Consider the following 19,740-nt stretch of genomic DNA (forward strand, 5'->3'; position numbering starts at 1 on the left):
GGCGACCAGCGCGTCCATCTCGGTCTTGCCCTTGACTGCGTCGCGGGCCCCGGCGATGTCGTCGTCGGTGTACGGCACGCCGAGGGTGCGCAGGGTGCGCAGCTTGACGTCGGTGTGGCTGTTGTCGACCTGGGTCGCCACCAGCCAGGGGTAGGACGGCATCTTCGACTCCGGTACCACGTTGCGCGGGTTGTACAGGTGCGCGCGGTGCCAGTCATCGGAGTAGCGGCCACCCACACGGGCGAGGTCCGGGCCGGTACGCTTGGAGCCCCACAGGAACGGGTGGTCCCACACGCTTTCACCGGCCACCGAGTAGTGGCCGTAGCGCTCGGTCTCGGCGCGGAACGGGCGAATCATCTGCGAATGGCAACCCACGCAGCCTTCGCGGATGTAGATATCGCGGCCTTCGAGCTGCAAGGCGGTGTAAGGCTTCATGCCCTCCACCGGCTTGTTGGTGACGTCCTGGAAGAACAGCGGGACGATCTGGGTCAGGCCGCCGATGCTGACGGCGAACACCATCAGCAGCGCCATCAGGCCTATGTTTTTCTCAACGACTTCATGTTTCATCAGGCTCTACTCCTCAAGCCAGCTGGGCGTTGGCAGGGGCTTCCACAACGCTTGGCGAACGCACCGTGCGCCAGGTGTTCCAGGCCATCAGGAACATGCCGCTGAGGAAGATCGCGCCGCCGACGAAGCGCACGACGAAGCCTGGGTGGCTGGCCACCAGGGTTTCCACGAACGAGTAGGTGAGCGTGCCGTCGCTGTTGACCGCGCGCCACATCAGGCCCTGGGCGATGCCGTTGACCCACATCGAGGCGATGTAGAGCACGGTGCCGATGGTTGCCAGCCAGAAGTGCGCGTTGATCAGCCCGAGGCTGTACATGCGCTCCTTGCCGAACACTTTGGGGATGGTGTGGTACAGCGCGCCGATGGAAATCATCGCCACCCAGCCGAGGGCGCCGGCGTGCACGTGGCCGATGGTCCAGTCGGTGTAGTGGGAGAGGGCGTTGACCGTCTTGATGGCCATCATCGGGCCTTCGAAGGTGGACATGCCGTAGAACGCCAGCGACACCACCAAAAAGCGCAGGATCGGGTCGCTGCGCAGCTTATGCCAGGCTCCCGACAGGGTCATCATGCCGTTGATCATCCCGCCCCAGCTCGGTGCCAGCAGGATCAGCGACATGATCATGCCCAGCGACTGCGCCCAGTCCGGCAGCGCGGTGTAGTGCAGGTGATGCGGGCCGGCCCAGATGTACAGGGTGATCAGCGCCCAGAAGTGCACGATCGACAGGCGATACGAATACACCGGGCGCTCGGCCTGCTTGGGCACGTAGTAGTACATCATCCCGAGGAAGCCGGCGGTGAGGAAGAAGCCCACGGCGTTGTGGCCGTACCACCATTGCACCATGGCGTCGGTGGCCCCGGCGTACACCGAGTACGACTTGGTCAGGCTGACCGGCAGCTCCAGGTTGTTGACGATGTGCAGCAGCGCCACGGTGAGGATGAACGCGCCGAAGAACCAGTTGCCCACGTAGATGTGCTTGGTGTTGCGCTTCATCAGCGTGCCGAAGAACACCACGGCATAGGCGACCCAGACGATGGTGATCAGGATGTCGATCGGCCATTCCAGTTCGGCGTACTCTTTCGAGCTGGTGTAGCCCAGCGGCAGGCTGATCGCCGCCAGCAGGATCACCAATTGCCAGCCCCAGAACGTGAACGCGGCCAGGCGCGGTGCGAACAGGGTGGTCTGGCAGGTGCGTTGCACCGAATAATACGAGGTGGCGAACAGGGCACAGCCGCCGAAGGCGAAGATCACCGCGTTGGTGTGCAAGGGTCGCAGGCGGCCGAAGCTGGTCCACGGCAGGTCAAGGTTGAGGGCGGGCCAGGCGAGCTGGGCGGCAATGAAGACGCCGAGCCCCATCCCGACGATGCCCCACACCACCGTCATGATGGCGAATTGGCGGACCACCTGATAGTTGTAGGCGGTACTGCTGGTTGTGTTCATGTATGGGTTCCCATCCACGGTTATAGGCAGGCTAGACAGCGAGGCAAGCATGATTAATGGGCAAAGTGCCGGTATTGACGGGGATCAATGGGCGCAGATTGCAAATGCCCCAGGCTTGCGCTGCGATCCTCCGCGAATCACCGGCGAAAGCGGGCAAAACAGCTGGCTGATCCTGGCCCATGGCGCGGGTGCGCCGATGGACAGCGGGTTCATGGACGACATGGCGCAAAGGCTGGCAGGGCTTGGGGTAGGGGTGGTGCGCTTCGAGTTTCCGTACATGGCCCAGCGGCGTGTCGACGGTGGCCGGCGCCCGCCCAATCCGCAGAAGGTTCTGCTCGATTGCTGGCGCGATGTGTACAACCAGGTGCGACCTTTGGTCGCGGGGCCTCTGGCCGTCGGTGGCAAGTCCATGGGCGGGCGCATGGCCAGCCTGTTGGCGGACGAACTCGGTGCCGATGCGCTGGTGTGCCTGGGCTATCCGTTCTATGCCGTGGGCAAGCCGCACAAGCCCCGCGTCGAGCACCTGGCCGGGCTGCGCACGCGCACGCTGATCGTCCAGGGGGAGCGTGATGCCTTGGGCAATCGGGAAGCGGTGCAGGGGTATGAACTATCGCCAGCGATCGAAGTGAGCTGGCTGGTGGCGGCGGACCATGACCTGAAGCCACTGAAGGCTTCGGGGTTCAGCCATGAGCAGCATCTGCAGGCGGCTGCCCAGAAGGTGGCGGGGTTCCTGCGGGATTGAAATCGCGGGGGAAGAACGCCCCCCCACAGGGGGGGGAGTGCCCCCCAAAAAGGGGGCCAACCCAGGCCAGATACTCGCACAGATAGGCGGTATCGACCTTCACCTGCAGCTGGAACTTGCTGTCGGCGGCAACATTGAACTTGTCGCCGGCGTTGAAGGTTTCCCAGTTCTCGCTGCCTGGCAGCTTGACGATCAGCGCACCGGAAACCACATGCATGATTTCGCGCTTGGCGGTGCCGAACTCGTATTCGCCCGGGGCCATCACGCCAACGGTAGCCGGACCTTCGCTGCTTTCGAAGGCGATCGACTTGACGGTGCCATCGAAGTACTCATTGACCTTGAACATGGGCGACTCCTGAAAAAGGGGATGAAAAAAGGGCTGGCCAGTATGCCCAAGGCCCGCCCTTGCGTCATCTGTTTCAGGCGCCGCCCAGCGGTAGGCTCAACGGCAGCAGCCGGGCAGTATTGCGCGCGTCTTCCAGCGCGCGATGCTGCTGGCCGCTGAACTGCAGCCCGGCCAGTTGCAGGGCGCTGTTGAGCCCCGCCGGCCGCTGCAGGTGGCGGGCCTTGGCGAAGCGCTGCTTGAGGTTGATGTGCGGCAGTTGCTCGAGCAGGCTGCGCTGGTGATGCAGTTGCCACTCCTGCAGCAGTTGCTTGCGGTCGTAGTCGCCCCAGCTGACCCAGGCCTGCAACTGCGCCTGGTGATCACCCAGCCAGCGCTCGAACGCGCCCCACACCGTGCTGAAGGGCTCGGCGCCGTCGACATCGGCCTGGCTTATATGGGTCAGCTCGCGGCAGAACGGCGTCAGCTGCGGCCGCCGTCGGGGCCGTACGAAACGCTGGAAATGGTCGACCTCGCGCCCCTCACGGGTGACCAGGCTCGCGCCGATTTCTATGATTTCCATCTCCGTGACCGGCCAGCCGCCGTCGTCGGTGGTGGCTTCCAGGTCGATCACCAACCAGTGGCCCATGCCAGGCTCCCTATCAATACGCGGTAGCCCGCGTCCTCACGCGCGGGCCCCTAGAGGGTAGCCAATGTCCGCGCGCGCGACATCCCCTGGCACTTTGGCATATCCGGCGGTTGTGCCCGCCTGGGAAAACGCCTAGCTTAGGCGCATTCAGGCCACTACCCGTGACGAGTGTCTCGACTTGATCCCTCTGCCCAGCCTCAAGCTCTCCTGCTCTGTGCTGTTGTTCGCCGCACTGTCGCTGACGGCAGCAGCGTGGGCGGGCGAGGCAGTCGAGGTGAAGATCGGCGCGGCGCATTTCCCGCCTTACACCGTGCGCCCCGAGCAGGGCGCTGATACCGGCCTGCTGCCACAACTGGTGGAGGCGTTGAACGAGCTGCAGAACGACTACCGCTTCGTGCTCGTGCCCACCTCGATTCCCCGGCGCTTTGGCGATTTCCAGCAAGGCCGCACCGATATGGCGATTTTCGAAAACCCGCAGTGGGGGTGGCAGGGGATCGCGCACAGCACCGTGGACATGGGGCTGGAGGATGCCGAGATCTTCGTCACGCGCCAACAGCCGGGGCGTGACCAGCAGTATTTCGATGATCTGCACGGCAAGCGCCTGGCGTTGTTCAACGGCTACCACTATGCCTTCGCCGACTTCGAGCCCGACCCGGTGCTGCTCAGGCAACGCTATCAGGCGACCCTGACTTACTCCCACGACAGCAACCTGTCCATGGTCGAGCGCGGCCGGGCCGACATCGCCCTGGTCACTCGCTCGTACCTGAGCGACTTCCTCAAGCGCAACCCGTCCAGCGTCAGCCAGCTGTTGGCCTCGCAGCGGGTCGACCAGGTCTACCACCACTACGCATTGCTGCGCCCGGATGCGCCGATCAGCCCGCAAAGCTTCACCGGGCTGCTGCGCCGGCTGCGCGAAAACGGTGAGTTGTTGCGTATCTTCAAACCCTACAAGATCACGGTCGAAGCGCCCCACGACTAAATTGCCGGGGCATCAGGACGTTTTCAGGAGTGAGCCTTTCTTTCATTTCCTGTGAGCCCTGACATGCCGTTCGATGCCGCTACGCCCCCTTGCGCGCCACGCTGGCGCAGCCTGCAGGCCGACGAAGGCGATTGCCGCCTGAGCCTGACCCTGGAGGGGCGCCCCCTGATCAGCCTGCGCCTGGTGCCGGCCGAGACCCTTGAAGCCCACCTGCTACAGATTTGCCCCGAGCGCCCCGAGCAGGCCCTGTGGGCCGCCTGCTACTGGCTGCTGTCACGCGACCCGGGCTGCCAACGCCTGGCCTGGCACCTGCCGCAACCGATACCGCAAGCCGTCGCCAGTGGCCTGCTGCTGCCCGACGAGGCGCCGGGTCGTTACCTGTGCGAACGCACGCTGTTCTGGCAACTGCCCCAGCCGTGGCTCGGCGAGTCGCTGGCCGGGGTCTATCCGCAGCAGATGCAGTTGAGCAATGGCAAACGTCACCCGCGCCGGGCGCCCAAGCCACGGGGTGAGGTGTACCGGCGCTTCGATGCGCGTCTGGGGGCCTGGGTTTCGCTGCGCACCCTGGAAATCAGCCAGGACCTGGAGCGTTTCAACCGCTGGCAGAACAATCCGCGCGTGGAGCAGTTCTGGCAGGAGGGCGGCTCGCTCGAGCAACACCTCGAGTACCTGACCAAGCTTGAACAGGACCCGCACACCCTGACCCTGATCGGTTGCTTCGACGACCAGCCGTTCGCCTATTTCGAGGCGTACTGGGCCAAGGAAGATCGCATAGCGCCGTTCTACCCGGCCGACGACTACGACCGTGGCATCCACATGCTGGTGGGCGAAGAGGCGCATCGCGGCCCGCACAAGGTCGCCAGCTGGTTGTCGGCGCTGGTGCACTACCTGTTCCTCGACGACCCTCGCACCCAGCGGGTGGTGGCCGAGCCGCGCGCCGACAACGGCAAGATGATCGGCTACATGCACGACCAGTGTTTCCACTGCGAGAAAGAGTTCGATTTCCCGCACAAGCGGGCGGCGTTGATGATCCTGGGGCGGGAGCGGTTCTTCGAGCGCTGCAAGCTTTCGTGAAAGCCATCGCGGGTCAAGCCCGCTCCCACGCTGCTGGTGTTGCATGCGTGGGAGCGGCGGTGCGCCGATGCGCCTTGACCCGCGATGAAGGCATCAGACCTGGCGGCTGCTCTTGCGGCAATGGATCAGGGCATCGCGGATCATGAAGTTGACCAGCGTCGGCGACACCCCCAGTTCCTTGGCGATGTCCTTCTGCGGCACGCCATGCAAGCGGTACATCTCGAAGGCGTAACGGGTGCGCTGGGGCAGTTCGTTGAGCGCTTCGGCAATGTGTTCGAGGGTGGCCAGGTTGATGTGCGTGGCTTCGGGAGAGGCGTTCTGGATGACCACGTTCAGCCCTTCCTCCTCGCTGCCGGAGTACTTCAGCTCCATGGCCTGCTTGCGGTAGTGGTCGATGGCCAGGTTGCGCACGATCTGGAACAGGTAGCTGAGCTGGGCCTTGAACGAAGAGGTAATCTGCGGCGCGGCGCTGAGTCGGAAGAACGCGTCCTGTACCACATCCTCGGCGCGCGAACGGCAGCCAGTGATGCGCGCGGCAATCTTGACCAGGATGCTGCGGTTGTCGACGAACGCCTGGAGCAGCGGTGAATCGCACTTACTTGTGGACAGTTGTTCCGCCATGGAATTTTCACCTTGTCTCAGAGGGAAAGGGAGCACATCCCGTGGGGAGGCTTCCTACGACGTGCGACAAACTATTCATAATGATAATGATTGTCAAATACGAAAGTTAATGATTTGGCCTTCGATCTGGTTCTAAGCCGAACACTGTGAACTGCTTCAAACCGTCGCAGGCCCCAACGCCTCTGGCCGCTGCCCGGCGGGGCTAATTTCTTCCCCCGTCCATCCGTTCCCCTGTGTACATCCGGCTGCCCAGCGCTGCCCGCCAGCTTGGCGCGGTACAGCATCGGCACGACTCAACCAGACACTGGCAGGAACATTCCATGACGGACGCCTTCGAACTCCCGCACTCGCTGGTCCAGGCCCTGGCGCAACGCGCCGAGCAGACCCCGGAGCGCGTCGCCTTGCGCTTTCTGGCCGATGCGCCAGGCGAGCAGGCCGTGCTCAGCTACCGGGACCTCGACCAGCGCGCGCGCACCATTGCCGCCGCGTTGCAGGCCCGTGCCGGTTTCGGTGAGCGTGCCGTGCTGCTGTTCCCCAGCGGCCCGGACTACGTCGCGGCGTTCTTCGGCTGCCTGTATGCCGGGGTGATCGCGGTGCCGGCCTACCCGCCGGAATCTGCCCGCCAGCACCACCAGGAACGGCTGCTGTCGATCATCGATGACGCTCAGCCGCGCCTGTTGCTGACGGTGGGGGCGCTGTGCGAGAGCTTGCAGGGCCTGGATGCGCTCGTCGGGGAAAATGCTCCGGTGCTGCTGGCCGTGGACAGTCTTGACCCGCAGCTGGCCGAACAATGGCGTGAACCTGCGCTGGCCAATGACGATATCGCTTTCCTGCAGTACACCTCCGGTTCCACTGCGCTGCCCAAAGGCGTGCAGGTCAGCCACGGCAACCTGGTGGCCAACGAACAACTGATCCGCCAGGGCTTCGGCATCGACCTGAACCCCGACGACGTGATCGTCAGCTGGCTGCCGCTGTACCACGACATGGGCCTGATCGGCGGCCTGCTGCAGCCGATCTTCAGCGGCGTGCCCTGTGTGCTGATGTCGCCCGGCTACTTCCTCGCCCGGCCGCAGCGCTGGCTGCAGGCCATCAGCGAGTACGGCGGCACCATCAGCGGCGGCCCGGACTTCGCCTACCGCCTGTGCAGCGAACGGGTCAGCGAGGCCGCCCTGGCCGGGCTCGACCTCAGCCGCTGGCGCGTGGCCTATTCCGGCTCCGAACCGATCCGCCAGGACAGCCTCGACACCTTCGCCGACAAATTCGCCCGCTGCGGCTTCCAGGCCAGCAGCTTCTTCGCCAGCTACGGCCTGGCCGAGGCCACCCTGTTCGTCAGCGGCAGCCGCCGTGGCCAGGGCATCGGCGCGCTGGAGCTGGACGCCGAGGCGTTTGCCGCCAACCGCGCCGAGCCAGGCCAGGGCAGTGTGCTGATGAGTTGCGGCTACCCGCAGCCAGGCCACGCCGTGCGCATCGTCGAACCGCAGCAGTTGCAGGTGCTGGGCGACAACCGGGTGGGCGAGATCTGGGCCGGCGGCCCGAGCATCGCCCTGGGCTACTGGCGCAACCCCGAAGCCAGCGCGCGCACCTTCGTCGAAATGGATGGCCAGACCTGGCTGCGCACTGGTGACCTGGGTTTCATGCGTGACGGCGAAGTGTTCGTCACCGGGCGCCTGAAAGACATGCTCATCGTCCGTGGCCAGAACCTCTACCCGCAGGATCTGGAAAAGACCCTGGAGCGTGAAGTGGAGGTGCTGCGCAAAGGCCGAGTAGCGGTGTTCGCCGTCGACGACCAGGGCGAGGAGGGCATCGGCGTGGCGGTGGAGATCAGCCGCAACGTGCAGAAGGCGCACACCCCCGAAGCGCTGATCAACACCCTGCGCCGGGTGATCGCCGACGCCTGCCGCCAGGCCCCCGCGGCGGTGCTGCTGCTCAACCCCGGCGCGCTGCCCAAGACTTCCAGCGGCAAGCTGCAGCGCGCGGCCTGCCGCCTGCGCATGCACGACGGTAGCCTGGATTGCTACGCACGCTTCCCGTCCGTCGCCGCGCAGCACAGCACAGAGGTTGCAGGCAGCGACCTGCAAGCACGCATCGCCGGTATCTGGCGCGAGCTGCTCAAGGTCGAAGCCGTGGCGGCGGATGATCACTTCCTGCTGCTGGGCGGCAACTCCATCGCCGCCACCCAGGTCACCGCGCGCCTGGGCGACGAGCTGGGCATCCAGCTGAGCCTGCGTACCCTGTTCGAAGCACCGACCCTGGCCGAATACAGTGCCGCGGTGGCGGCCGTCCTCACCGAAGGGGGCAAGGCTGCCGGCGCTATCGAAACCCAAGGCCGCGACCAGGCCCTGCCCCAGTCGCTGGCGCAGAACCGTCTGTGGCTGCTGTGGCAGCTGGAGCCTGCGTCCGCCGCCTACAACATCCCCGCCGGCCTGCACCTGCGCGGCGAGCTGGACCAGGCCGCGCTGCAGGCCAGCTTCCAGGCCCTGGTGGCCCGCCACGAATCCCTGCGCACGCTGTTCGACGAGGTCGACGGCCAGGCCGTGCAGCGCATCCTGCCGAGCCTTGCGTTCACCCTCCAGCACTGCGACCTCGAGGGGCTGGAGCCCGCCGAGGTGGCCGCGCGCCGCGAAGACGAAGCGCAGCGACCGTTCGACCTGCGCCAGGGCCCGCTGCTGCGGGTGACCCTGGCCCGTCTGGATGACGAAGAGCACCAGCTGTGGGTGACCCTGCACCACATCGTCGCCGACGGTTGGTCGCTGAACATCCTGCTCGACGAATTCGCCCGCCTGTACGCCGCGCGAGGGCAGGTACAGTTGCCCGAATTGCCACTGGGCTACGCCGACTACGGCACCTGGCAGCGCCAGTGGCTGGCCGACGGCGAAAGCGCCCGTCAGCTCGATTACTGGAAGCACGCCTTGGGCGATGAACTGCCGGTGCTCGACCTGTGCACCGACCAGCCCCGCGCCAGCCAGCAGCACAATCGCGCAGCGCGTCACAGCCTGAAGGTGCCGACCCGACTCGCCGCAGCCCTCAAGGACCTGGCCCGCGACCAGCAGGCCAGCCTGTTCATGGTTCTGCTGGCCGGCTGGCAGGCGCTGCTGCACCGCTACAGCGGCCAAGGCGATATCCGCGTTGGCGTGCCCAATGCCAACCGGCCGCGCCTGGAAACCCAGGGCATGGTCGGCTTCTTCATCAACACCCAAGTGCTGCGCGCCGAGCTCGATGGCCGCCTGCCGTTCGCGCAACTACTCAACCAGGTGCGCCAGGCCACCCTCGAAGCCCAGGCCCACCAGGACCTGCCGTTCGAGCAACTGGTCGAGGCGCTGCCGCAGGCCCGTGAGCAGGGCCTGTTCCAGGTCATGTTCAACCACCAGCAGCGCGACCTTTCGGCGCTGCGCCGTTTGCCCGGCCTGCTCGCCGAAGAGCTGCCATGGCACAGCCGCGAGGCCAAGTTCGACCTGCAACTGCACAGCGAGGAGGACCACCAGGGCCGCCTGACCCTGGCCTTCGACTACGCCGCCGGGCTGTTCGAGGCGGCCACCGTCAAGCGCCTGGCCAACCACCTGTTGGCGTTCTTCGAACAAGTGTGCGCCCAGCCGCAGCTGGCGTTGGCTGAGGTGCAACTGCTCGATGAGCCGAGCCGTGCGCAACTGCTGCACTGGGGCCAGGCCCCGGCCGCGCAGCCACAGCAACTGCTGGTCGAGCAGCTCAACGAACAAGCCCGCCTGACCCCCGAGCGCACCGCACTGGTGTGGGACGGCGGCCAGCTCACTTACGCCGAGCTGCACCAGCAGGCCAACCGCCTGGCTCACTACCTGCGCGACAAGGGCGTCGGCCCGGACACCTGCGTAGCCATCGCCCTTGAGCGTTCGCCGCAGCTGCTGGTGGGCCTGCTGGCCATCCTCAAGGCCGGCGGCGCCTACGTGCCACTGGACGTGGACTACCCGGCCGAACGCCTGGCCTACATGCTCAAGGATTGCAACGCCGGCCTGCTGCTCAGCCACAGCAGCCAGCTCGAAACCCTGCCGGAGGTTGACGGCGTCAGCGCCATCGCCCTCGACCAGCTGCACCTGGACAGCTGGCCAAGCCAGGCCCCGGGGCTGCACCTGCACGGCGACAACCTCGCCTACGTGATCTACACCTCCGGCTCTACCGGCCAGCCCAAGGGGGTGGGCAACACCCATGGGGCCCTGGCCGAGCGCCTGCAGTGGATGCAGCAGGCCTACGCGCTGGACGACAACGACGTGCTGATGCAGAAGGCGCCGATCAGTTTCGACGTGTCGGTGTGGGAGTGCTTCTGGCCGTTGATCACCGGCTGCAAGCTGGTCCTGGCCGGCCCCGGCGAGCACCGCGACCCGCAGCGCATTGCGCAGCTGATCCAGCAGCACGGCGTGACCACGCTGCACTTCGTGCCGCCGCTGCTGCAGGTGTTCGTGCAAGAACCGTTGGCGGCTGGCTGCACCAGCCTGCGGCGGCTGTTCTCCGGGGGCGAGGCGCTGAGCGCGGCCCTGCGCGACCGCGCTCTGCAACTGCTGCCCCAGGTGCAGTTGCACAACCGCTACGGCCCGACCGAAACCGCTATCAACGTCACCCACTGGCACTGCCAGGCCAGCGACGGCGAGCGCTCGCCGATCGGCCGGCCGCTGGGCAACGTGCTGTGCCGGGTGCTGGACGATGAATTCGAATTGACCCCGCCAGGCGTACCGGGCGAGTTGTGCCTGGGCGGCACCGGCCTGGCCCGTGGCTACCTTGGCCGCCCTGGCCTCACTGCCGAGCGCTTCGTGCCGCAGCCAGACGGCGAAGGCGCGCGCCTGTACCGCAGTGGCGACCGTGCCCGCTGGCACGTGCAGAGTGAATCCCTGGAGTACCTCGGGCGCCTGGACCAGCAGGTCAAGGTGCGCGGCTTCCGCGTCGAGCCTGAAGAAGTGCAGGCAGTATTGCTGGCGCAACCGGGTGTGCAACAGGCACTGGTGCTGATCCACAAGGACGCCGTCGGCGCCCAACTGGTCGGCTACTACAGCGGCATCGAACAGACCGACGCCGTGCTTGCCGCCCTGGCCGAGCGGCTGCCGGCCTACATGGTGCCGGCGCAACTCATCCACCTGGCGCAGATGCCCCTCGGCCCAAGCGGCAAGGTGGATCGCAAGGCACTGCCGGCGCCGGTGTGGCAGCAGCGTGATCACGTCGAGCCGCAAACCGAACTGCAACAGCAGGTGGCGGCGATCTGGCGCGAGGTGCTGAACCTGCCCCAGGTCGGCCTGCACGACGACTTCTTCGCCCTCGGCGGCCACTCGCTGCTGGCCACCCAGATCGTTTCGCGCAGCCGCCAGGCGCTGGACGTCGAGCTGCCGCTCAAGGCCTTGTTCGAGGCCAGCGAGCTGGGCGCGTTCTGCGCCGAGATCGCCCGCCTGCAGGGCAGCGGCGAGCGCAACCAGCAAGGCGCCATCGCCCGGGTCGACCGCCGTCAGGCGGTGCCGCTGTCGTACTCGCAGCAGCGCATGTGGTTCCTCTGGCAGATGGAGCCGGACAGCCCGGCCTACAACGTCGGCGGCATGGCCCGTTTCAAGGGCGTGCTGCATGTGGACGCCTTCGAGCGCGCCCTGCAGGCGCTGATCGTGCGCCACGAAACCCTGCGCACCACCTTCCCCAGCATCGACGGCAAGGCATACCAGTGCGTGGACGACGACAGCCACCTGCAACTGCAGTGGCATGACTTCAGCGCCTTGCCCGACGAGGCCCGGCAACAACGCCTGCAGCAACTGGCCGACGACCAGGCGCACCAGCCGTTCGACCTGGCGCGCGGCCCGCTGCTGCGCGCCTGCCTGGTCAAGGCCGGTGAGCGCGAGCATTACTTCGTGCTGACCCTGCACCACATCGTCACCGAAGGCTGGGCCATGGACATCTTCGCCCGCGAACTGGGCGAGCTGTACGAAGCCTTCGTCGACGAGCGCGAATCACCGCTGGCGCCGCTGCCGGTGCAGTACCTCGACTACAGCGTCTGGCAGCGCCAGTGGCTGGAAAGCGGCGAGGGCGCGCGCCAGCTGGCTTACTGGCAAGACCGCCTGGGCGACGAGCACCCGGTGCTGGCCTTGCCGGCCGACCGCCCGCGCCCGGCGGTGCAGAGCCACCGCGGCGAGCTGTACCGCTTCGACCTGGACCCTGCGCTGGTCAAGCGCGTGCATGCCTTCAATGGCCAGCGCGGCCTGACCCTGTTCATGACCATGACCGCCACCCTGGCCGCCTTGCTGCACCGCTACAGCGGCCAGCGTGATCTGCGCATCGGCGCGCCGGTGGCCAACCGCATCCGCCCGGAAAGCGAAGGGCTGATCGGCGCTTTCCTCAACACCCAGGTGCTGCGCTGCGAGGTGGACGGGCAGATGAGCGCCAGCGCGCTGCTCGACCAGGTGCGCAGCGCCATCATCGACGGCCAGTCGCACCAGGACCTGCCGTTCGAGCAGTTGGTCGAAGCGCTGCAGCCGCCACGTTCGAGCGCCTACAACCCGCTGTTCCAGGTGATGTGCAACGTGCAGCGCTGGGCCTTCCAGCAAAGCCGTGAGCTGGTGGGCATGCAGGTGGACTACCTGGTCAACGACGCCAGTGCCACCAAGTTCGACCTGTACCTGGAGGTCACGGACCTCGATGGCCGCCTGGGCTGCTGCTTCACCTACAGCCGCGACCTGTTCGACGAACCGCGCATCGCGCGCATGGCCGAGCACTGGCAGCAATTGCTCGAAGCGCTGTTGGACAACCCGGCGCAGCGCCTGTGCGAGTTGCCGATGCTGGCCGAGGCCGAGCAGCAGGTGCTGGTGGGCCAGTTGCAGGGGCAGCAGGACTTCGAGCTGAACCAGACGCTCCACGGCCTGTTCGCAGCCCAGGCTGAACGTACCCCCGAGGCACTGGCGCTGACCTTCGCAGGCCAACACCTGAGCTATGCCGAACTCGACCAACAGGCCAACCGCCTGGCCCGCGCCCTACGCGAGCGCGGTGTCGGCCCGCAGGTGCGGGTGGGCCTTGCGCTGGAGCGTTCGCTGGAGATGGTGGTCGGCCTGCTGGCCATCCTCAAGGCCGGTGGCGCCTATGTGCCGCTGGACCCGGAATACCCGCTCGACCGCCTGCGCTACATGATCGAAGACAGCCGCCTGGGCCTGCTGATCGGCCAGCGCAGCTTGCTCGAAACCCTGGGCGAGTTGCCCGCAGGGGTGGCCAGCTGGAACCTGGAGGACGATGCCGCACGCCTGTCCGCCTACAGCGACGCGCCGCTGGACAACCTCAACCTGCCGCAGCACCAGGCCTACCTGATCTACACCTCGGGCTCCACCGGCAAGCCCAAGGGCGTGGTGGTCAGCCACGGCGAGATCGCCATGCACTGCCAGGCGGTGATCGCCGAGTTCGGCATGCGCAGCGACGACTGCGAGCTGCACTTCTATTCGATCAACTTCGACGCCGCCAGCGAACGCCTGCTGACCCCGCTGCTGTGCGGTGCCCGCGTGGTGCTGCGCGCCCAGGGCCAATGGGGTGCCGAAGACATCTGCCAGCTGGTGCGTGAGCAACAGGTGAGCATCCTCGGCTTCACCCCGAGCTACGGCAGCCAGCTGGCCCAGTACCTGGCCGGGCAGGGCGAGCAGCTGCCGGTACGCCTGGTGATCACCGGCGGCGAGGCACTGACGGGCGAGCACCTGCAACGTATTCGCCAGGCGTTCGCCCCGCAGCAGTTCTTCAACGCCTACGGCCCGACCGAAACCGTGGTCATGCCGCTGGCCTGCCTGGCCCCCGAGCAACTGCCAAGCGACGCTGGCAGCGTGCCGATCGGCCGGGTGATCGGTGCCCGCAGCGCCTACATCCTCGACGACGACCTGGCGCTGCTGCCGCAAGGCGGCATCGGCGAGCTGTACGTCGGCGGCGCCGGCCTGGCCCAGGGTTACCACGACCGCCCGGGCCTGAGCGCCGAGCGCTTCGTCGCCGACCCGTTCAGCCACGGCGGCGGGCGCCTGTACCGCACCGGCGACCTGGTGCGCCTGCGCGCCGATGGCCTGGTGGAGTACGTCGGCCGCGCCGACCAACAGGTGAAGATCCGCGGCTTCCGCATCGAGCTGGGCGAAATCGAAAGCCGTCTGCAGGAACATGCCGATGTCGACGAGGCCGTGGTCCTGGCCCTCGACCTGCCGGGCGGCAAGCAACTGGTGGGTTACCTGGTGTGCGCGCACGCCAAGGCCGACAGCGATGCCCAGGCCCTGCTGCGCGAAGCGGTCAAGGCCGACGCCCGTCAGCACCTGCCGGACTACATGGTGCCGGCGCACCTGGTGCTGCTCGACAGCCTGCCGCTGATGGGCAACGGCAAGCTCGACCGCCGTGCGCTGCCGGCGCCGGACCTTGAGCAGGCGCGCCAGCACTACCAGGCCCCGGCCAACGAGCTGGAAACACAACTGGCGCAGATCTGGCGCGACGTGCTCAACGTCTCGCGCATCGGCGTGCAGGACAACTTCTTCGAACTGGGCGGCGACTCGATCCTGTCGATCCAGGTAGTCAGCCGCGCCCGCCAGCTGGGCTTGCAGTTCACCCCGCGCGACCTGTTCCAGCACCAGACCATCCAGACCCTGGCCGCCGTGGTCACCCGCAGCGCGGCACCGAGCGACATCGAGCAGGGCCCGCGCCAGGGGCGCAGCGGCCTGACGCCGATCCAGCACTGGTTCTTCGACAGCGAAGTGCCGCAACCCCAGCATTGGAACCAGGCCGTGCTGCTCGAAGCGCGCCAGCCGCTGCAGGCGGAGAAACTGGAGCAGGCCCTGGCCGCGCTGGTGGCCCACCACGACAGCCTGCGCCTGCGCTTCAGCCAGGCCCAGGGCCGCTGGCAGGGCGAGTACGCCCAGCCGCACAGCCAGCCACTGCTTTGGACCGCCACCGTGGCCGACTTCAACGACTGCCAGGCGCTGTACAGCGACGTGCAACGCAGCCTCGACCTGGAGCAGGGCCCGCTGCTGCGCGCCTTGCTGGTCAGCGACGGCCAGGGTGCCCAGCGCCTGCTGCTGGCGATCCATCACCTGGTGGTCGATGGCGTGTCCTGGCGTGTGCTGCTCGAAGACCTGCAAGCGCTGTATCGCGGTGCAACCCTGGCCGCCAAGACCCACGCCATGGGCGACTGGGCTGCACGCCTGGCCAGCTATGCGGGCGCCGATTCACTGCGTGACGAGCTGGGCTGGTGGGAACGCCAGCTGGGCAGCGCCCGCCATGAATTGCCGTGCGATCACCCCCAGGGCGGCAACCTGCATCGCCATGCCCAGAGCCTGGCCATCGAACTCGATGTCGAGCAGACCCGCCAGTTGCTGCAACAAGCGCCGGCGGCCTACCACACCCAGGTCAACGACCTGTTGCTGACCGCACTGGCGCGCACCCTGTGCCGCTGGACCGGAGACGAGCAGGTGCTGGTGCAACTGGAAGGCCATGGCCGCGACGGGCTGTTCGAAGACATGGACCTGACCCGCAGCGTCGGCTGGTTCACCAACGCCTATCCGCTGAGCCTGAGCCCGGACATGGCCGAAGGCGAGGTGGCCCGCGCGGCCTCGATCAAGCGCATCAAGGAGCAACTGCGCCAGGTGCCGCACAAAGGGCAGGGCTACGGCGTGCTGCGCTACCTGGCCGATGACGCCGGCCGCGAGCGCATGGCGGCGCTGCCCCAGGCGCGTATCACCTTCAACTACCTCGGCCAGTTCGACCAGCAGTTCGACCAGGCCGCGCTGTTCCAGCCACTGGATGCGCCGGCGGGCCTGGCCCATGACCTGGACGCGCCGCTGCCGAACTGGCTCAGCGTGGATGGCCAGGTGTACGGCGGCGCCCTGCAACTGCGCTGGAGCTTCAGCGCCGAGCGCTACGACCAGGCCACCATCGCCACCCTGGCCGAAGCCTATCGCCAGGAACTGCTGGCGCTGGTCGGCCATTGCCTGGCCGATGGCAACGGCAGCTTCACCCCGTCGGACTTCCCCCTGGCGCAACTGACCCAGGAGCAGATCGACGCACTGCCGGTGCCCGCCGCGCAGATCGAGGACGTCTACCCGCTGACACCGATGCAGGAAGGCCTGCTGCTGCACACCCTGCTGGAGCCAGGCACCGGCCTGTATTACATGCAGGACCGCTACCGCATCAACAGCGCCCTCGACCCCGAGCGCTTCGCCCAGGCCTGGCAGGCCGTGGTCGCCCGCCACGAAGCGCTGCGCGCTTCGTTCAGCTGGAACGCCGGCGAGGCGATGCTGCAGATCATCCACAAGGCCGGCAACACGCCGGTGGACTACCAGGACTGGCGCGGCCTCGACGACGCCGCCCAGGAGGCGCGCCTGCAGGCCCTGCACAAGCAGGAACGCGAGGCCGGCTTCGAGCTGCTGCGCGAGGCGCCGTTCCACCTGCGCCTGGTGCGCGTGGCCGATGAGCGCTACTGGTTCATGATGAGCAACCACCACATCCTCATCGATGCCTGGTGCCGCTCGCTGCTGATGAACGACTTCTTCGAGCTCTACCAGGCCCTCGGCGAGGGCCGTCAGGCGCAGCTGCCGGTGCCGCCGCGCTACCGCGACTACATCGGCTGGCTGCAACGCCAGGACCTGGGCGAGGCGCGCCAGTGGTGGCAGGCCAACCTGGCCGGTTTCGAACGTGCCACGGCAATCCCCAGCGACCGCCCGCTGCGCCATGATCATGCCGGTGACGGCATGGTGGTCGGCGACTGCTACACCCGCCTGGACGTCACTGAAGGTGCCCGCCTGCGCGAACTGGCCCAGGCCCACCAGCTGACGGTCAACACCTTCGCCCAGGCGGCCTGGGCCCTGACCCTGGCCCGTTGCAGCGGCGAGCGCGATGTGGTGTTCGGCGTCACCGTGGCGGGGCGCCCGGTGAGCCTGCCGCAGATGCAGCGCACCGTCGGCCTGTTCATCAACAGCATCGCCCTGCGCGTGCAGTTGCCGCAGCCGGGCGAACGCCGCAGCGTGCGCCAGTGGTTGCAGGGCCTGCTCGACCGCAACATGCAGCTGCGCGAGTACGAATACCTGCCGCTGGTGGCGATCCAGGAATGCAGCGAACTGCCCAAGGGCCAGCCGCTGTTCGACAGCCTGTTCGTGTTCGAGAACGCCCCGGTGGAAACCGCCGTGCTCGACCACGCCCAGCACCTGAACGCCAGCTCCGATTCGGGCCGCACCCATACCAACTTCCCGCTGACCGCGGTGTGTTACCCGGGCGACGACCTTGGCCTGCACCTGTCGTTCGACCAGCGCTACTTCGACTACCCGAGCGTCGAGCGCCTGCTGGGTGAGTTCAAGCGCCTGCTGCTGGCGCTGGTGGACGGCTTCGAAGGTGAGGTAGGCGAACTGCCGCTGCTGGGCGCGGATGAACAGCGCTTCCTGCTGGACGATTGCAACCGCACCGAGCACGCCTATCCGCTGGAACAGAGCTACATCGAACTGTTCGAAGCGCGGGTTGCCGCGCATCCGCAGCGTACCGTCGCCCGCTGCCTGGAGGCATCGTTCGACTACGCCGGGCTTAACCTGGCGGCCAACCGCCTGGGCCATGCCCTGGTCGCGGCCGGGGTGGCCATCGACCAGCCGGTGGCGCTGCTGGCCGAGCGTGGCCTGGCGCTGCTGGGCATGATCGTCGGCAGCTTCAAGGCCGGCGCCGGCTACCTGCCGCTGGACCCAGGCCTGCCATCGGCACGCCTGCAACGCATCGTCGAACTGAGCCGCACCCCGGTGCTGGTGTGCAGCGCGGCCTGCGCCGAACAGGCGCGCCAGTTGCTCGACGAAGTGGCGGGCGCGGCACGGCCGAAACTGCTGGTGTGGGAAGAGGTGCAGGCGAGCAACGTGGCCAGCCACAACCCGGGCATCCACAGCGCGCCGGACAACCTTGCCTATGTGATCTACACCTCCGGCTCCACCGGCCTGCCCAAGGGCGTGATGGTCGAGCAGCGCGGCATGCTCAACAACCAGCTGAGCAAGGTGCCGTACCTGGTGCTGGACGAGCAGGACGTGATCGCCCAGACCGCTTCGCAGAGCTTCGATATCTCGGTCTGGCAGTTCCTTGCCGCGCCGCTGTTCGGCGCCACGGTAGAGATCGTGCCGAACGCCATCGCCCATGATCCGCAAGGTTTGCTGGCCCATGTGCAGGCCACCGGCATCACCGTGCTGGAAAGCGTGCCATCGCTGATCCAGGGCATGCTGGCCAACGATCACCAGGCGCTGGACGGCCTGCGCTGGATGCTGCCGACCGGCGAGGCGATGCCGCCGGAGCTGGCCGCGCAGTGGCTGCAGCGTTACCCGGCCATTGGCCTGGTCAACGCCTATGGCCCGGCGGAATGCTCGGACGACGTGGCGTTCTTCCGCGTCGATCTCGAATCGACCCAGGGCAGCTACCTGCCGATCGGCACGCCGACCGACAACAACCGCCTGTACCTGCTGGGCGAGGATCAGGCACTGGTGCCGCTGGGTGCGGTGGGCGAGCTGTGCGTCGCCGGTACCGGGGTGGGCCGCGGTTATGTCGGCGACCCGGTGCGCACTGCCCAGGCCTTCATTCCGCATCCGTTCGGTGCCCCGGGCGAACGCCTGTACCGCACCGGCGACCTGGCGCGTCGTCGCCCGGACGGGGTGCTGGAGTATGTCGGGCGTATCGACCACCAGGTGAAGATCCGCGGCTACCGCATCGAGCTGGGCGAGATCGAGGCGCGCCTGCACGAACAGCCCGAGCTGCGCGATGCCGCCGTGGGTGTGCAGGAAGGCGTCAACGGCAAGCACCTGGTCGGCTACCTGGTGGCCCATCAAGGTGTCGAAGCCGATGCCGCGCTGCTCGACCAGCTCAAGCAACGCCTGCGTGCCGAACTGCCGGAGTACATGGTGCCGCTGCACTGGGGTTGGTTCGACAACCTGCCGCACAACGCCAACGGCAAACTCGACCGCAAGCTGCTGCCGGCCATCGATATCGGCGGCCAGCACAGTCAGGACTACCTGGCGCCGCGCAGCGAGCTGGAAGAGACCCTGGCCGGCATCTGGGCCGACGTGCTCAAGGCCGAGCGGGTGGGCGTGCGCGACAACTTCTTCGAACTGGGCGGGCACTCGCTGCTGGCCACGCAGATCGCTTCGCGGGTGCAGAAGGCGTTGTCACTCAACGTGCCGCTGCGGGCGATGTTCGAGTGCAGCACGGTGGAGGAACTGGCGGCGTACGTGCAGGGGCTGCAGGGCAGTGCGCTGGATGAGGACAAGGTGGATCGGTTGAGTGATCTGATGGCGGAGCTGGAGGCGCTGTAGTAGTCCCTGGCGGAAACGATCGCGGGGGGGGGACACCCCCCCCCCCCAGCCAACCCACACCGCGGCGGAAGCGTCCCCCTCCC

General features: G+C 67.1%; 8 protein-coding genes and 1 pseudogene. 4 read left to right on the top strand and 5 right to left on the bottom strand.

Going from position 1 to position 19,740, the window contains the following annotated elements; all coding sequences use genetic code 11:
• Both ccoO and ccoN read right to left on the bottom strand, forming a co-directional pair.
• On the bottom strand, window positions 1-567 hold a 567-nt coding region (ccoO, locus tag ACO6VM_RS21170; RefSeq protein ID WP_422403774.1), incomplete at its 3' end, for a cytochrome-c oxidase, cbb3-type subunit II.
• Between the two features lie 13 nt (window positions 568-580).
• Window positions 581-2,005, bottom strand: coding sequence for a cytochrome-c oxidase, cbb3-type subunit I (gene ccoN / locus ACO6VM_RS21175; protein WP_110994029.1), 1,425 nt, complete (start codon window positions 2,003-2,005; stop codon window positions 581-583).
• Window positions 2,006-2,054: 49 nt separating this feature from the next.
• Here ccoN and ACO6VM_RS21180 point away from each other — a divergent pair, with 49 nt between their 5' ends.
• A complete protein-coding gene (locus tag ACO6VM_RS21180; RefSeq protein WP_401056291.1) occupies window positions 2,055-2,747 on the top strand; it encodes an alpha/beta family hydrolase in 693 nt (230 codons plus the stop codon).
• A 70-nt stretch (window positions 2,748-2,817) separates the two neighbouring features.
• Here ACO6VM_RS21180 and ACO6VM_RS21185 read toward each other — a convergent pair.
• Together ACO6VM_RS21185 and ACO6VM_RS21190 are read right to left on the bottom strand one after the other, a co-directional pair.
• Window positions 2,818-3,093: pseudogene (locus tag ACO6VM_RS21185) on the bottom strand (pyrimidine/purine nucleoside phosphorylase); the annotation flags it as partial.
• Window positions 3,094-3,166: 73 nt separating this feature from the next.
• Complete coding sequence (locus tag ACO6VM_RS21190; protein ID WP_401056289.1) at window positions 3,167-3,718, bottom strand: exonuclease domain-containing protein; 552 nt, start codon at window positions 3,716-3,718, stop codon at window positions 3,167-3,169.
• 178 nt (window positions 3,719-3,896) lie between these two features.
• Between ACO6VM_RS21190 and ACO6VM_RS21195 the strand changes: the two genes are divergently transcribed.
• Together ACO6VM_RS21195 and ACO6VM_RS21200 are read left to right on the top strand one after the other, a co-directional pair.
• Window positions 3,897-4,697 carry a substrate-binding periplasmic protein gene (locus ACO6VM_RS21195; RefSeq protein WP_401056287.1) on the top strand — a complete coding sequence of 267 codons (801 nt, stop codon included), beginning with the start codon at window positions 3,897-3,899 and terminating at the stop codon, window positions 4,695-4,697.
• Window positions 4,698-4,760: 63 nt separating this feature from the next.
• A complete protein-coding gene (locus ACO6VM_RS21200; protein ID WP_401056285.1) occupies window positions 4,761-5,771 on the top strand; it encodes a GNAT family N-acetyltransferase in 1,011 nt (336 codons plus the stop codon).
• A 93-nt stretch (window positions 5,772-5,864) separates the two neighbouring features.
• Here ACO6VM_RS21200 and ACO6VM_RS21205 read toward each other — a convergent pair whose 3' ends face one another.
• Complete coding sequence (locus ACO6VM_RS21205; protein WP_153786564.1) at window positions 5,865-6,392, bottom strand: RNA polymerase factor sigma-70; 528 nt, start codon at window positions 6,390-6,392, stop codon at window positions 5,865-5,867.
• Between the two features lie 320 nt (window positions 6,393-6,712).
• Here ACO6VM_RS21205 and ACO6VM_RS21210 point away from each other — a divergent pair, with 320 nt between their 5' ends.
• Window positions 6,713-19,657 carry a non-ribosomal peptide synthetase gene (locus ACO6VM_RS21210; protein ID WP_422403775.1) on the top strand — a complete coding sequence of 4,315 codons (12,945 nt, stop codon included), beginning with the start codon at window positions 6,713-6,715 and terminating at the stop codon, window positions 19,655-19,657.
• Window positions 19,658-19,740: the final 83 nt, after the last annotated feature.

This window comes from Pseudomonas sp. GZD-209 (assembly GCF_049310485.1).
GTDB lineage: Bacteria > Pseudomonadota > Gammaproteobacteria > Pseudomonadales > Pseudomonadaceae > Aquipseudomonas > Aquipseudomonas sichuanensis.

Bases quoted from the DNA above. Each gene is read 5' to 3' on its own strand.
- ccoN (WP_110994029.1), bottom strand. From the start codon at position 2,005: ATGAACACAACCAGCAGTACCGCCTACAACTATCAGGTGGTCCGCCAA.
- ACO6VM_RS21180 (WP_401056291.1), top strand. From the start codon at position 2,055: ATGATTAATGGGCAAAGTGCCGGTATTGACGGGGATCAATGGGCGCAG.
- ACO6VM_RS21210 (WP_422403775.1), top strand. From the start codon at position 6,713: ATGACGGACGCCTTCGAACTCCCGCACTCGCTGGTCCAGGCCCTGGCG.
- ACO6VM_RS21190 (WP_401056289.1), bottom strand. From the start codon at position 3,718: ATGGGCCACTGGTTGGTGATCGACCTGGAAGCCACCACCGACGACGGC.
- ACO6VM_RS21205 (WP_153786564.1), bottom strand. From the start codon at position 6,392: ATGGCGGAACAACTGTCCACAAGTAAGTGCGATTCACCGCTGCTCCAG.
- ACO6VM_RS21200 (WP_401056285.1), top strand. From the start codon at position 4,761: ATGCCGTTCGATGCCGCTACGCCCCCTTGCGCGCCACGCTGGCGCAGC.